Source organism: Alcaligenes sp. WGS1538, from assembly GCF_043187505.1.
Classification (GTDB): Bacteria; Pseudomonadota; Gammaproteobacteria; order Burkholderiales; family Burkholderiaceae_B; genus Alcaligenes.
In genome coordinates this window covers 3,822,949-3,836,590 of record NZ_CP171109.1, presented here as the reverse complement: position 1 = coordinate 3,836,590, position 13,642 = coordinate 3,822,949, and the positions used below count along the sequence as shown (strand labels likewise).

The window sequence follows — 13,642 nt, the reverse complement described above, 5'->3', positions numbered from 1 at the left end:
GGTCCGGCTTCGGTAAGCCGGTCAGTGCTCTGCAGGCGGCTCGATGGCAGGCAGGGTGACAGTGAAGGAGCAGCCTTCGCCCGGCTCGCTGTGCAGTTCGATCAGGCCGGCGTGCTTGTTGATCACGGTCTTGACGAAGGCCAGGCCCAGGCCGCTGCCCGAGGGCGACTCGGCCTGGTCTTCGTGGGCGCGGCGGTAGGGTTCGAAAATATCGGCCTGGTGCTCCAGCGGAATGCCCCAGCCGTGATCACGCACGCATACCTGGAGCGTGCCGCCCTGCGCAGTGATCGAGATCTCCACCCGGTTGCCGTCAGGGCCATACTTGATGGCGTTCTGGATCAGGTTGGTGAAGGCTCGGCGCAGCATGGGGGCATTGCCTTCTATCCAGGCCTGGTCAGTGTCGTCCTGGCGCAATCCGATGCTCCGTTTGCTGGCGGCCGCCCAGGCGTCGTCCAGGCAGTCAGCCAGCAGATCGGGCAGATTCAGCGGCGTCAGGGTCATCTCCATGGCCTCGGCGCGCGCCAGGCCGATGAAATTGTCCACCAGCTCCAGCGTCTGGCCCGCGTAGCCTTCCATTTTTCTCAGCAGTTCATCGGGCGGCAGGCGGCTGTCGGGCTGGCGCTGCAGCGAGGCCAGAGCCAGGATGGAGTTCTGCGGCGCGCGCATGTCGTGCGAAATGAATCGCAGGGTTTCTTCGCGCTTGGTCTGGGCCAGCCGCAGCAGCTCGATGGACTTGTGCAGCTGGGTCAGGCGGTGCGGCAGATTGTGCGAGCCCATTCCAGGCTGTCGCTCGCTGAGCGCCACGCGCACATCCGGATGATCCAGCTGCAGCTTGTTCAGCTCCTGCGTCACCTGGCGCAGCGCAGCTTCCTGGCTGCGCCAATGCCAGAGCGGATAGGCCAGCATCACGGTGATCAGGCTGGCCATGGGCGGGACCCACAGATTGAACAGGTGCATGGCCGCCCAGTTGACCGCCAGTATGCCCAGCAACAGGCCCAGAAGGCAGAGCAAGGTCGCGCGCGGCGACAGGGCGATCAGCACGCGGCAGGCCAGCAGCACCGGCAGGCAGCAGGCCAGGGCGATGGCCCAGGCCGGCGGAATGCGCACCCAGCTGTTCTCGCGCGCCGACAGCAGGCTGTTGGCCAGGATTTCCACGCCGGACATGGTGGCCATGCCGGCCTTGGACATGGGCGTGGGGAAGACGTCGCCCAGACCGCTTCCCCAGGCGCCGATCAGCACGTACTTGTCCTTGAAGAAGGCGGGCGGGATGGCGCCGCGCAGCACGTCGATGTAGGGCACGGTCTGGAAGTGACCCGGGCGGCCCGCATAGGGGATGTAATGCGTGGCCAGCGTCCCGGGGTCCAGGGCGAGCATGGCCTGGGCGACCTCGCCGCCGGCCAGCAGCATGGCCAGCGAGAAATGCGGCAGCACGCGGCCCGAGGGCTGGATGTGGCGCAGCGTGACGCGGCGCACCACGCCGTCGGGGTCGGGGTCGATGTTGATGTAGCCGTTGGCTTTGACCGCGGCGTTCAGCATGGGCAGCGGCGTGTTGATCTCGTCGCGCTTCGGGTCATAGACCAGCGGCAGCACGATACGGCCATGCTGGCGTATGGCCTGGGCCAGCAGTTGGTCGTCTTCGGGATAGGCCGGGTTCGGCTCCTGGAAGACCAGGTCCATGCCCACGGCGCGGGCCTGGTCCAGCTTGTCCACCAATTGCGCGTGGATATTGCGCCGCCAGGGCCAGTAGCCCAGGGCGTTGATGCTGCTGTCGTCGATGGCGATGATGACGATGTCTTCGGGCGAGGCCTGGGGAGGCGCGGCCGCCATGGTGAAGTCGTAGACCAGGTTGTTCAGCCGGCCCAGCGCGAAGTCATCATGCAGGGAGCTGAACAGCAGGGTGAGCAGCACAAGCAGCGCGGACACCAGGCGCCATTCCTTGCGGACCTGGTCGGACAGCAGGCGGGTGTTCAAGGCAGCGGTGCTGGGCATGGCGCGCGCCGTCCGCGCTTCAGAACTCGGTCAGCAGGATGGGATCGCCCGAGCCGCTGACGATGGGCTCTCCGTCGGAGCTGGACAGAGCGGCGGCGCCTTCGAAACTCCGTATCGTGTCCGGCCCCATCAGGCCGTGGCTGTCGATGGCGCGCACCATGACATAGTAGGTGCCGGGGCGCGGCGCGCGGAACTGGATGTCGGTATCGGTCGTGGTGCTGCGCGAGAGCAGCATGGCGCCGCGCGGGTCCAGCGCCGTCTGCACCAGGTAGGCTTGTGCGCCGGGCACGGGCTCTATGGTGCTGCTCCAGCGTCCGCCCTGGCGCTGGGGAACGGAGACTTGCGGGGCGGGCAGCAATGGCGCCACCGCAATGATGCGGCCGTCCCGGGCCACGGCCGCGCCCTGGTTCTGCTTCAGGGCGGTAGGGGAGGCCTGCTGGCGGGTGCCCAGTTCGGCGCGGCCTTCCAGCACCTCGCTGTGGGCCTGGCCGTCCTGCGTGCGTACGCGCAGTTCGGTGCCGCGCACGCCGGTGATGCTGACCGGGGTACGGACTTCGAAGCGGCCCACGCCGGTCTGCTCCGGGGAGACGCGCGATTCGACGTCGCCGCGGTCCAGGGCGACCACCGAGTCGATCAGCCCCGTGCCTTCGAAGACGCGCATGCGCGTGACGCTCAGGGCGGCCGCGGCCGGGATGCTGACCTGGCTGCCGTCCTGCAGCTCCAGGGTCAGGTAGCCATTGTCGCCCGTGCGGATCTGGTCGCCTTCCTTCAGGTGGGTGAGGCCGCGCTCCAGCGGCTGGCCGTTGACCTGGACCTGGCCGGTCTGGTGGACGATGCGGGCCGGGGCGTCCACTTCGGGAATCAGGCGAAAGGGAATGCGCAGTTCCTTGCCGATGGGCAGGCGGGTCGGGTCGGCCACGGCGTTGAGCTGCTGGATCTCGGACCAGTTGCGGCCCTGGCGGGTGTAGGTGTTGGCGATGTCCAGCAGCGTATCGCCCGACAGGACTTTGTAGATGAAGTCTTCGCCGCGGGCGCCCGAGGGCTGGGCCAGCACGGCGCTTCCCCAGAGCAGGCCGCTGGCCAGTAGGGCGGCAGAACGCAATGTAATCGTCATAGGAGATCAGGTGTTGTCGGACAGAAGCTCCAGGCGATAGCCCAGGGCGTAGGAGGCGGTCAGGCGCACGCCGTTTTCGGGGCGTAGCTGCAGCTTGCGGCGGATGTTGGAAAGATGGGTGTCCAGGGTGCGCGAGGTGGCCGGGATCTCCCGGTTCCAGACGGCCGAACTGAGCACGTCGCGCGAGAACAGCCGCCCGGGATTGCGAAACAGCAGCAGGGCCAGCTCGAATTCCTTGGGCGCCAGGGTGACGGCCTGGCCGTTCAGGGAAATCTGGCCGTGCTCGGGGTCGATGTCGTAGCCGCCGAAGGAGAAGCGGCTGTCCTGCACGGGGGCGGCCAGGTTCAGACGCCGGGTCATGGCGTGCACGCGGGCGATCAGTTCGCCTTTGCGCAGGGGCTTCTGGATATAGTCGTCGGCGCCGGCCTGCAGGCCGGTGACCAGATCCTCTTCCTGCGTGCGACTGGTCAGGAAGATGACGGGCAGGGCGTGACCCAGGTTGGCGCGCACCCAGCGCAGCACATCCAGGCCGCTGACGTCCGGCAGCTCCCAGTCCAGGAGCAGCAGGTCGAAGTCATGGGGCTTGGCCAGCGCGGCCAACAGGCTTTTGCCCTGATTGTAGGAGCGGCACTCATAACCGGCCTCGGCCAGTATCCGTGCAATCAGTTCGGCCTGGACGAGGTCGTCTTCCAGGGAAGCGATGATCATGGGGGTATTGTCCTTGTCGCAGAGGTGCAATAGTCCTGAAGTATAACTACATGCGCCCAGATGGTGACCAAGTGTGTCCATCCGTGCGGCTCCGCAACGCGAATGGCGTCGGGCAACAGCCAAATCGTTGACCTATAAGGGTTTACCGTGGTAAATTCTAGAGCTTACTTAAGGATCCTTTGCCGGTACTCCTTGTAGTAATTTGTTTTGCAGCTGTCGGGTTTGCAGTTGCAGGCGTGCTTGAAGCGCGTTTCCAGTCAAGCCCAAGCCATGTGCAAGACCGCTCTTTTTCGTATTTTATGGGGAGCGGTATTGCGCAAAGCCGCTCCGGTAGCAGGGTTGCCAATCCTGCCTCTGGAAGGCGTTTTCCAGAAACAGTACGTCAACCAGTACGTAAAATACGTTATAGGATACGTAAAGGTCATGCCAACCATTAGCCAACTCGTGCGCAAGCCGCGCGAAGTCAGTCGCGCAAGCAGCAAGAGCCCTGCGCTCGAGAACTGCCCACAGCGCCGTGGTGTTTGCACACGTGTCTACACCACGACCCCCAAGAAGCCTAACTCCGCTCTGCGTAAAGTCGCCAAAGTGCGTCTGACCAACGGCTTCGAAGTCATCTCCTACATCGGCGGCGAAGGCCACAACCTGCAGGAACACTCGGTCGTTCTGGTCCGCGGTGGTCGTGTCAAGGACTTGCCTGGTGTTCGCTACCACATCGTCCGCGGCGCCCTGGACCTGCAAGGCGTCAAAGATCGTAAGCAAGCTCGTTCCAAGTACGGCGCGAAGCGTCCCAAGTAATCCATGCGTCCGCCGATCAGTGTCACTGATCCGGATCCGTGCGACCGTGGCCCAGCGCCATGGTAGGTAAGTGGTCGTTTGTCATGAATGACCGAGGCCGCAGCAAGCGGTTCAACTGAATAGTCACAAGGAAATTAAAATGCCTCGCCGTCGCGAAGTACCCAAACGTGAAATCCTACCTGACCCGAAATTCGGCAGCGTCGAGCTGGCCAAATTCATGAACGTGGTCATGCTGTCCGGCAAGAAAGCTGTTGCCGAACGTATTGTTTATGGCGCGCTCGAACAAATTGCGCAGAAGACCGGCAAAGATCCGCTCGAAGTGTTTAACGCTGCCATCAACAACGTCAAACCGATTGTTGAAGTTAAAAGCCGCCGTGTTGGTGGCGCGAACTACCAGGTTCCTGTCGAAGTGCGTCCCGTCCGCCGTCTGGCTCTGGCCATGCGCTGGGTGCGTGAAGCCGCCAAGAAGCGTGGCGAAAAGTCGATGGACCTGCGCCTGGCCGGTGAATTGGCCGATGCGGCTGAAGGTCGTGGCGGCGCAATGAAGAAGCGCGAAGACACGCACAAGATGGCCGATGCCAACAAGGCATTCAGCCATTTCCGTTGGTAATCTGAGGACATACAACCATGGCCCGCAAAACCCCTATCCAGCGCTATCGCAATATTGGTATCTCGGCTCACATCGACGCCGGCAAGACCACGACGTCCGAGCGCATCCTGTTCTACACCGGCGTGAACCACAAGCTGGGCGAAACCCACGAAGGTTCCGCCACCATGGACTGGATGGAGCAAGAGCAAGAGCGCGGGATCACCATCACCTCGGCCGCCACGACCGCCTTCTGGCGTGGCATGGCGGGCAACTACCCCGAACATCGCATCAACATCATCGATACCCCCGGTCACGTTGACTTCACCATCGAGGTCGAGCGTTCCATGCGCGTGCTGGACGGCGCCTGCATGGTGTACTGCGCCGTGGGCGGCGTTCAGCCCCAGTCCGAGACCGTGTGGCGCCAAGCCAACAAGTACGGCGTGCCTCGCCTGGCCTTCGTGAACAAGATGGACCGCACCGGCGCCAACTTCTTCAAGGTCTACGACCAGCTGAAGCTGCGCCTGAAGGCCCATCCCGTGCCCGTGGTCATCCCGATCGGCGCCGAAGACACCTTCGAAGGCGTGGTCGACCTGATCAAGATGAAAGCCATCATCTGGGACGAAGCCAGCCAGGGCGTGAAGTTCGAGTACAAGGACATCCCCGCCGAACTGCAGGCGCAAGCCGAAGAATGGCGCGAGAAGATGGTCGAGTCGGCTGCCGAGGCCAGCGAAGACCTGATGAACAAGTACCTGGAAAACGGTGAACTCTCCGAAGAGGACATCAATCTGGGTCTGCGCATGCGCACCATCGCCTGCGAAATCCAGCCCATGCTGTGCGGCACCGCCTTCAAGAACAAGGGTGTGCAGCGCATGCTGGACGCCGTGATCGACTACCTGCCTTCCCCAGTGGACATTCCACCCGTCGAAGGCACGGACGACGACGGCAACGTGATCCATCGCAAGGCCCTGGACGACGAGCCCATGTCCGCACTGGCGTTCAAGCTGATGACCGACCCCTTCGTCGGCCAGCTGACCTTCGTGCGCGTGTACTCGGGCGTGCTGAGCTCGGGCGATACCGTCTACAACCCCATCAAGGGCAAGAAAGAGCGTATCGGCCGTATTCTGCAGATGCACGCCAACAACCGTACCGAACTGAAGGAACTGGTTGCCGGCGACATCGCCGCCGTGGTGGGCCTGAAGGACGTGACCACGGGTGAAACCCTGTGCGACGCCAACCAGCACATCATTCTGGAGCGCATGGAGTTCCCCGAGCCTGTGATTTCCCAGGCCGTCGAACCCAAGACCAAGTCCGACCAGGAGAAAATGGGCGTGGCCCTGTCCCGTCTGGCCCAGGAGGATCCTTCCTTCCGCGTCAGCAGCGACGAAGAATCCGGCCAGACCATCATCTCCGGCATGGGCGAGCTGCACCTGGAAGTTCTGGTGGACCGCATGCGCCGTGAATTCGGCGTGGAAGCCAACGTGGGCAAGCCTCAGGTGGCCTACCGCGAAACCATCCGCAAGACCTGCGAAGAAGTCGAAGGCAAGTTCGTCAAGCAGTCCGGCGGTCGCGGTCAGTACGGCCACGTGGTGCTCAAGCTCGAGCCCCTGGAAGCCGGCGGCGGCTACGAGTTCGTCGACGCCATCAAGGGCGGTGTGGTTCCTCGCGAATACATCCCCGCCGTGGACAAGGGCATCCAGGAAACCCTGCACGCCGGCGTGGTCGCCGGTTACCCAGTGGTCGACGTCAAGGCAACGCTGTTCTTCGGTTCCTACCACGATGTGGACTCGAACGAAAACGCGTTCCGCATGGCTGCTTCGATGGCGTTCAAGGAAGGTATGCGCAAGGCTTCCCCAGTTCTGCTGGAGCCTACCATGGCCGTTGAAGTCGAAACGCCTGAAGAGTACGCCGGTACCGTGATGGGCGACCTGTCGTCTCGCCGCGGTATGGTTCAGGGCATGGACGACATTGTGGGCGGCGGCAAGATCATCAAGGCCGAAGTTCCTCTGGCCGAAATGTTCGGCTACTCGACCAGCCTGCGTTCGCAAACGCAAGGTCGCGCCACGTACACGATGGAATTCAAGCAATATGCTGAAGCTCCTAAGAACGTGGCCGACGAAGTCATCAGCGCTCGCGGCAAGTAATAGCAACAACAGCCCGCTTCAAGCGGGCTGCTCAACTTTTTTTGTTTTCCTGTAAAACATAGATTGGGATAAATCATGGCAAAAGGTAAGTTTGAACGGACCAAACCGCACGTCAACGTCGGTACCATCGGTCACGTTGACCACGGTAAAACCACGCTGACCGCTGCAATCTGCACGGTTCTGGCCAAGGAATTCGGCGGCGAAGCTCGCGACTACTCGCAGATCGACAACGCTCCTGAAGAAAAAGCACGCGGCATCACCATCAGCACCTCGCACGTCGAGTACGAGACGCCCAACCGCCACTACGCTCACGTTGACTGCCCCGGCCACGCCGACTACGTCAAGAACATGATCACCGGCGCGGCCCAGATGGACGGCGCGATCCTGGTGTGCTCGGCCGCTGACGGCCCAATGCCCCAGACGCGCGAGCACATCCTGCTGAGCCGTCAGGTTGGCGTTCCTTACATCATCGTGTTCCTGAACAAGGCCGACATGGTCGATGATGAAGAGCTGATCGAACTGGTGGAAATGGAAGTGCGCGAGCTGCTGTCCAAGTACGACTTCCCCGGCGACGACACCCCGATCATCCGCGGTTCGGCCAAGCTGGCTCTGGAAGGCGACCAAGGTCCTCTGGGCCGCGAAGCCGTGCTCAAGCTGGCCGAAGCGCTGGACACCTACATTCCTACGCCAGAGCGCGCTGTTGACGGCACGTTCCTGATGCCTGTCGAAGACGTGTTCTCGATCTCGGGTCGCGGCACCGTGGTGACCGGTCGTATCGAGCGCGGCATCATCAAGGTCGGCGAAGAAATCGAAATCGTGGGCATCAAGGACACGGTCAAGACCACTTGCACGGGCGTTGAAATGTTCCGCAAGCTGCTGGACCAGGGCGAGGCTGGCGACAACGTCGGTCTGCTGCTGCGCGGCACCAAGCGTGAAGACGTCGAGCGCGGTCAGGTTCTGGCCAAGCCCGGCTCGATCAAGCCTCACACCGACTTTGACGCCGAGGTGTACATTCTGTCCAAGGAAGAAGGCGGCCGCCACACCCCCTTCTTCAAGGGCTACCGTCCCCAGTTCTACTTCCGTACGACGGACGTGACCGGCACGATCGAGCTGCCCGCCGACAAGGAAATGGTTCTGCCCGGCGACAACATCTCGATGAAGGTCTCGCTGATCGCTCCGATCGCCATGGAAGAAGGTCTGCGCTTCGCCATCCGCGAAGGTGGCCGTACCGTGGGCGCCGGCGTGGTTGCCAAGATCATCAAGTAATAGGCCTTGGCCTCGGCGGGGGTAATCATCCCCCCGCTCATTTCGTTCTTTAGGACTACACATGAAAAACCAGAAAATCCGCATCCGTCTGAAGGCCTACGATTACAAGCTGATCGATCAATCCGCAGCTGAAATCGTGGAAACCGCCAAGCGCACCGGTGCCGTTGTCCGTGGCCCAGTACCACTGCCAACCCGTATCCGCCGCTACGACATCCTGCGTTCGCCCCACGTGAACAAGACGTCGCGCGATCAGTTCGAAATGCGCACTCACCAGCGTCTGATGGACATTGTCGATCCAACCGACAAGACCGTCGATGCGCTGATGCGTCTGGATTTGCCAGCTGGTGTAGACGTCGAAATCGCTCTGCAGTAATCCTGCCGACGAATTCGTCATACATCGAAAAACGCCATGCTTCGCGCATGGCGTTTTTTTTTGATTCTAGCCCGCTTTTGACGTGGACTCCGCGCGCAGGCGCTTGCCTGGGCGATACCGCCCTAGTTGCCCGTGCGCAGTTGCCGGATGATGTCCGGATCAACCTGTACGCCATCCTGTTCGGCCTGGGCCGTCAGATGCCGGCGGCGCTCGCCCGGCAGGCGTACGTCGGCATCCTGCAGCATCGCCTCGACCAGGACCTCGAGGCGTTCGTCGTAGCTGTCGGAACCTGCGAAAGCGGCGGGATCGATGAGCAGGAAGACATGGCACAGGTTGGGACGATTGCCCTGCGCCTTGAAGAACGAATCAGCCTCGAAGGCCCAGGCGCCGCCCCCCAGCCCGACACAGAGCAGCTCGACCATCAAGGCCAGCATTGCGCCCTTGACCCCGCCGGCCGGACACATCATGCCGGCCAGCCCGGCCTGGGGATCCGTGGTCGGCCGTCCCTGTTCATCCAGCGCCCAGCCCAGCGGGATGGATTCTCCTCGTCTTGCAGCGGTCATGAGCTTGCCGCGCGCCACTTCGGACAGGGACAGATCGATGCTGATCGGTGTGCGGCCCCGGCGGGGGAAGGCGGCGGCGATGGGATTGGTGCCGAACAAGGCTCGGGAGCCTCCCCAGGCCGGCAGGGCCGATGGTGAATTGCTGAATGCAAACGCCATGTAGCCCTGTTCGGCGGCTTGGCGTAGATGATAGGAAGCCATGCCGAAATGATGACTGCGGCGTACGGCCGCGCAGGCGACCGCCGTTTGAGCCACTCGCTCCATGGCTGCCCGCAGGGCCAGGTCGCACGCCGGATAGGCCAGGCCGTCCTGCGCATCCACCAGAATGCCGGCGCCTTTCTCGGCGGCCACGCGCGGCTGCGCCCGGGGGTCGATCCGGCCATGGCGCATGTGGCTGATGTATTGCGGCAGTCGGCTCAGGCCGTGAGAAGGCAGGCCCTGCATTTCTGCCTCGACCAAGGCACGCGCCGTGCTGGCGGCCGCCAGGCCGGACACCCCTTCGCGCAGCAGTGCCTGTTCGGCCAGTTCCAGCAGCTCGGCCCGGAAGTAGCGTTGGGAAGTGGCGGCAGGGGAGGCATGGGCGGGGTTGTTCATCAGGATGGGCTCCGTAGTTGGCGGGCGACGGCGTCCGCGACGAAGGCGCTGACGCGGGTATTGGCCTGGCGGCTCAAGCCGGCAATATGAGGGGACAGGATCAGATTCGGTACATCCTGGAGATGCTCGGAGCAGGGCAGGGGCTCCTCATCGAACACATCCAGGGCCGCGCCGCCCAGCCGCCCGGCTCGCAGGGCGGCTGCCACGGCTGCTTCGTCCACCACGCCACCTCGTGTGGTATTGATCAGGATCGCGTCGGGTTTCATTTGCTCCAATCGCCGGGCGTCGATCAGTCCGCGGGTACTGGGCAACAAGGGCACATGCAGGCTGACGATGTCGGCCTGAGCGAGCAGTTCGTCCAGGGCCAGCGGCCTGGCGCGATGGGCTGCCCAGGCGGGATCGTCGGGCGCCAACCCGGGATCGTGGGCGAACACGGACAGACCCAGGTGCCCGGCCATTGCGCTGAGCTGCCTGGCGATGTCGCCGAATCCGATCAGGCCCAGGATCAGGCCGCCGATCTCGCGGCCTTGGCCCAGCGCGGTGCGCGGCCATTGGCCGCTGGCGACCGCCCTGGTGGATCCGAAGGCGCCGCGCGCCAGAAGCAGCGCGGCTCCCAGTACGTATTCGGCGACGGCCCTGGCATTGGCGCCCGTTGCGGGGATCACCTGCACGCCGCGGTCCCGGCATGGCCCCTGTTCTATATTGTCCAGCCCCACGCCCAGCCGGCCGACGACCTGCAGCCGGGGCGCGTGCTCCAACAGGGCCTGGTTCACCTGCGTGCGGTTGCGCACGATCAGGGCGCGTGACCGGGCCAGCGCGGACTGCAAATCCAGTGGGCGATCGACCAGCCCCGGGTCGTACAGCACTGAAAACTGTTCCCGCAGACGCTGGACGGCGGGCTCGTCCATGAATTCACTGATGACAATGTCCATGGCCTCTCCTTGCGAGAGCCCATGCTAAAGCTGTTGACCATCTAAGTCAACAATATCATATATATGAATTGATCGAATTCTACGCGTTCAATGGTCGCCGGCTTCATGGCCGATGTATTCGTACTCCTGAACATTGACGCGGCTTTGACGCCATTCCACAGCCTGCATCTTGTAGGAGTAGGCGACCCGGCGCACATCCAGCAGGGGCTGGCCCGGCTCCACGCCCAGCAATCGGCTGTGGAGCTGGTCGGCGGCGAATATGCGCACCTGCTCGTCGGTGGTGATGACGTTGACGCCGAAGCGCTCCTGATAGAAGCGGTAGAGCGTGCTGTTGCGTTCGCGCAGGAGCGTTTCATCCAGGCCCATGAAGATGCTCTCGGGCACGGTGACGGTGTCGACCATGACGTTCTGGCCGTTCAGGCTGAGCAGGTTGATGAATTCGTAGACATGGGCTCCGGCGCCCAGACGCAGCTTTTCCCGCGCCTCGTCGCCGGCCCGCAGGCGACGGAACTGCTGCAGCCGGGTTTCAGGATAGGAGCGCTTGCCGTCCTGGCGCGCGATGCGGAAGAACTTGAAGAAATGCTGGTTGTGCGCGTGCTCGGCCACGAAGGTCCCCCGCCCCTGGTGGCGTACCAGGATGTTTTCCGAGACCAGGTCGTCGATGGCCTTGCGCAGAGTGCCGATGGAGACGTTGAAACGCGCCGCCAGCACTTTCTCGGGCGGTATGGCGTCGCCCTGGTTCCATTCGCCGCTGGCCAGGGCGGTGAGCACGGCCTGCTTGACCTGCTGATAAAGCGGGATGCCGGTGGGCGCAAGGGCGCCGATGGGGTGGGGAGGAGCGAAATTATCCATGGGTTTCTCTGCTGAGGCGCGATCACTCGCATTTTACCGTTGCCGTGGTGGAATTGACACAATCAAATCATATAGATGATATGCTTGACTTGGATGAGTTGGCTAATTAGTATTTATTGCAACCCGGAAGCAATTGCGATTTCTGGCATTTCCTTTTCATTCAAGGAGCGTATCGATGATTCACGCTGTATTGCACGACGCAAAGGACACGGTGGCCGTCGCCGTGGTGGAAGGCATCAAGGCAGGCACCGAGCTCAATGCCTGGATCATGGACGAGGACAAGATCATCCAGGTCCGGGCCCAGCAGGACATTCCCATCGGCCACAAGGTGGCGCTGCATGCGATGCAGGTCGGCGACACGGTCTACAAGTACGGGGTCGACATCGGCAAGGTTGTCGCCCCCATCCAGCCGGGCGACCACGCCCATGTGCAGAACATCAAGACCAAGCGCTGGTAATTCGCCTGCCCGCACGAACCTGAACAATCATTCAAGGACATCACTATGTCGGTCATTTCCGCAGACACCACATTCATGGGCTACCGGCGCGCCAATGGCCGGGTGGGGGTACGCAACCACGTCATCATCCTGCCTGTGGACGATATTTCGAACGCGGCGGCCGAGGCGGTCGCCAACAACATCAAGGGCACGCTGGCTTTGCCTCATCCTTACGGCCGTCTTCAGTTCGGCGAGGACCTGGAGCTGCACTTTCGCACCCTTATCGGCACGGGCAGCAATCCCAACGTCGCCGCCGTCGTCGTGATCGGCATCGAGGAAGGCTGGACCAAGCGCGTGGTGGACGGCATCGCCAAGACCGGCAAGCCCGTGGCCGGCTTCAGCATCGAGCTCAACGGCGACCACAGCACCATCATGCGCGCCTCGCGCGAAGCCAAGGAATTCGTGCACTACGCCACGGCGCTGCAGCGCGAGCCCTGCCCGATCAGCGAACTTTGGGTGTCGACCAAGTGCGGGGAATCGGACACCACCTCGGGCTGCGGCGCCAACCCGACCGTGGGCAATGCCTTCGACAAGCTGTACGCGCTGGGCAGCACCTTGTGCTTTGGCGAGACCTCGGAGCTGACCGGCGGCGAGCATATCGTGGCCGAGCGCTGCGCCGATGATGCCGTGCGCGAGCGTTTCATGTTCATGTTCAACCGCTACCAGGACATGATCAACCGCTGGAAGACCAGCGACCTGTCCGAATCCCAGCCCACCAAGGGCAATATCGCGGGCGGCCTGACCACGATCGAGGAGAAGGCCATGGGCAACATCCAGAAGATCGGCAAGCGCTGCCGGGTCGACGGTGTGCTGGACAAGGCCGAAGTGCCCAGCGGCAGGGGACTGTGGTTCATGGATTCCTCGTCGGCCGCCGCCGAGATGGTGACCTTGTGCGCCGCCTCGGGCTATGCCGTGCATTTCTTCCCCACCGGCCAGGGCAACGTCATCGGCAACCCCATCCTGCCGGTGATCAAGATCTGCGCCAACCCGCGCACGGTGCGCACCATGGGCGAGCACATCGACGTGGACACCTCCGCGCTGCTGCAGCGCGAGATCGACCTGGACAAGGCCGGCGACCTGCTGCTGGAGAGCATGCTGGCCACCGCCAACGGGCGCTGGACCGCCGCCGAGGCGCTGGGGCATCGCGAATTCGTCCTGACCCGGCTGTTTGAAAGTGCGTAGGAGGATCTGGTTCAGCAGGATGTAGTCGATGGCTTCCCCGGTTTGCCG

Annotated in this window: 13 protein-coding genes; 7 read left to right on the top strand and 6 right to left on the bottom strand. The window is 63.0% G+C overall.

Going from position 1 to position 13,642, the window contains the following annotated elements:
• Window positions 1-21 precede the first annotated feature (21 nt).
• Genes ACF3ND_RS17920 through ACF3ND_RS17910 form a run of 3 tightly spaced genes read right to left on the bottom strand, consistent with a single transcriptional unit; the run spans window position 22 to window position 3,811 of the window.
• Window positions 22-1,989: a CHASE2 domain-containing protein gene (locus ACF3ND_RS17920; protein ID WP_394062912.1), complete on the bottom strand. Its 1,968-nt coding sequence runs from the start codon at window positions 1,987-1,989 to the stop codon at window positions 22-24.
• Window positions 1,990-2,008: 19 nt separating this feature from the next.
• Window positions 2,009-3,103, bottom strand: coding sequence for a FecR domain-containing protein (locus ACF3ND_RS17915; protein WP_394062910.1), 1,095 nt, complete (start codon window positions 3,101-3,103; stop codon window positions 2,009-2,011).
• 6 nt (window positions 3,104-3,109) lie between these two features.
• A complete protein-coding gene (locus tag ACF3ND_RS17910) occupies window positions 3,110-3,811 on the bottom strand; it encodes a response regulator transcription factor (RefSeq protein ID WP_394062908.1) in 702 nt (233 codons plus the stop codon).
• 423 nt (window positions 3,812-4,234) lie between these two features.
• On the opposite strand from ACF3ND_RS17910, the gene rpsL reads away from it, so the two are divergent.
• The 5 genes from rpsL to rpsJ all read left to right on the top strand — a co-directional run bounded on the left by rpsL (window position 4,235) and on the right by rpsJ (window position 8,975).
• Entirely contained in the window at window positions 4,235-4,606 is a 372-nt protein-coding gene (gene rpsL, locus ACF3ND_RS17905) for a 30S ribosomal protein S12 (protein WP_394065867.1), read from the top strand.
• Between the two features lie 139 nt (window positions 4,607-4,745).
• Window positions 4,746-5,216 carry a 30S ribosomal protein S7 gene (rpsG, locus tag ACF3ND_RS17900; RefSeq protein WP_394062906.1) on the top strand — a complete coding sequence of 157 codons (471 nt, stop codon included), beginning with the start codon at window positions 4,746-4,748 and terminating at the stop codon, window positions 5,214-5,216.
• A 17-nt stretch (window positions 5,217-5,233) separates the two neighbouring features.
• Window positions 5,234-7,336, top strand: a complete 2,103-nt coding sequence (fusA, locus tag ACF3ND_RS17895) for an elongation factor G (RefSeq protein WP_394062904.1) — start codon at window positions 5,234-5,236, stop codon at window positions 7,334-7,336.
• Window positions 7,337-7,411: 75 nt separating this feature from the next.
• On the top strand, window positions 7,412-8,602 hold the full coding sequence (tuf, locus tag ACF3ND_RS17890; RefSeq protein ID WP_394062902.1) for an elongation factor Tu: 1,191 nt from the start codon (window positions 7,412-7,414) through the stop codon (window positions 8,600-8,602).
• Between the two features lie 61 nt (window positions 8,603-8,663).
• On the top strand, window positions 8,664-8,975 hold the full coding sequence (gene rpsJ / locus ACF3ND_RS17885) for a 30S ribosomal protein S10 (RefSeq protein WP_003803053.1): 312 nt from the start codon (window positions 8,664-8,666) through the stop codon (window positions 8,973-8,975).
• 122 nt (window positions 8,976-9,097) lie between these two features.
• Here the strand turns inward: rpsJ and ACF3ND_RS17880 are convergent, their stop codons facing one another.
• From ACF3ND_RS17880 to ACF3ND_RS17870, 3 genes are all read right to left on the bottom strand, one after another.
• On the bottom strand, window positions 9,098-10,132 hold the full coding sequence (locus tag ACF3ND_RS17880; protein ID WP_394062899.1) for an Ldh family oxidoreductase: 1,035 nt from the start codon (window positions 10,130-10,132) through the stop codon (window positions 9,098-9,100).
• Window positions 10,132-11,064, bottom strand: coding sequence for an NAD(P)-dependent oxidoreductase (locus ACF3ND_RS17875; protein WP_394062897.1), 933 nt, complete (start codon window positions 11,062-11,064; stop codon window positions 10,132-10,134). Before ACF3ND_RS17875 ends, ACF3ND_RS17880 begins: the two co-directional genes overlap by 1 nt.
• An 87-nt stretch (window positions 11,065-11,151) precedes the next feature.
• Window positions 11,152-11,916, bottom strand: coding sequence for a GntR family transcriptional regulator (locus tag ACF3ND_RS17870; RefSeq protein WP_394062895.1), 765 nt, complete (start codon window positions 11,914-11,916; stop codon window positions 11,152-11,154).
• Window positions 11,917-12,091: 175 nt separating this feature from the next.
• Here ACF3ND_RS17870 and ACF3ND_RS17865 point away from each other — a divergent pair, with 175 nt between their 5' ends.
• Window positions 12,092-12,373: a UxaA family hydrolase gene (locus ACF3ND_RS17865; RefSeq protein WP_394062893.1), complete on the top strand. Its 282-nt coding sequence runs from the start codon at window positions 12,092-12,094 to the stop codon at window positions 12,371-12,373.
• Window positions 12,374-12,418: 45 nt separating this feature from the next.
• Entirely contained in the window at window positions 12,419-13,594 is a 1,176-nt protein-coding gene (locus tag ACF3ND_RS17860) for a UxaA family hydrolase (RefSeq protein WP_394062892.1), read from the top strand.
• Window positions 13,595-13,642: the final 48 nt, after the last annotated feature.

Bases quoted from the DNA above. Each gene is read 5' to 3' on its own strand.
- ACF3ND_RS17920 (WP_394062912.1), bottom strand. From the start codon at position 1,989: ATGCCCAGCACCGCTGCCTTGAACACCCGCCTGCTGTCCGACCAGGTC.
- ACF3ND_RS17915 (WP_394062910.1), bottom strand. From the start codon at position 3,103: ATGACGATTACATTGCGTTCTGCCGCCCTACTGGCCAGCGGCCTGCTC.
- ACF3ND_RS17910 (WP_394062908.1), bottom strand. From the start codon at position 3,811: ATGATCATCGCTTCCCTGGAAGACGACCTCGTCCAGGCCGAACTGATT.
- rpsL (WP_394065867.1), top strand. From the start codon at position 4,235: ATGCCAACCATTAGCCAACTCGTGCGCAAGCCGCGCGAAGTCAGTCGC.
- rpsG (WP_394062906.1), top strand. From the start codon at position 4,746: ATGCCTCGCCGTCGCGAAGTACCCAAACGTGAAATCCTACCTGACCCG.
- fusA (WP_394062904.1), top strand. From the start codon at position 5,234: ATGGCCCGCAAAACCCCTATCCAGCGCTATCGCAATATTGGTATCTCG.
- tuf (WP_394062902.1), top strand. From the start codon at position 7,412: ATGGCAAAAGGTAAGTTTGAACGGACCAAACCGCACGTCAACGTCGGT.
- rpsJ (WP_003803053.1), top strand. From the start codon at position 8,664: ATGAAAAACCAGAAAATCCGCATCCGTCTGAAGGCCTACGATTACAAG.
- ACF3ND_RS17880 (WP_394062899.1), bottom strand. From the start codon at position 10,132: ATGAACAACCCCGCCCATGCCTCCCCTGCCGCCACTTCCCAACGCTAC.
- ACF3ND_RS17875 (WP_394062897.1), bottom strand. From the start codon at position 11,064: ATGGACATTGTCATCAGTGAATTCATGGACGAGCCCGCCGTCCAGCGT.
- ACF3ND_RS17870 (WP_394062895.1), bottom strand. From the start codon at position 11,916: ATGGATAATTTCGCTCCTCCCCACCCCATCGGCGCCCTTGCGCCCACC.
- ACF3ND_RS17865 (WP_394062893.1), top strand. From the start codon at position 12,092: ATGATTCACGCTGTATTGCACGACGCAAAGGACACGGTGGCCGTCGCC.
- ACF3ND_RS17860 (WP_394062892.1), top strand. From the start codon at position 12,419: ATGTCGGTCATTTCCGCAGACACCACATTCATGGGCTACCGGCGCGCC.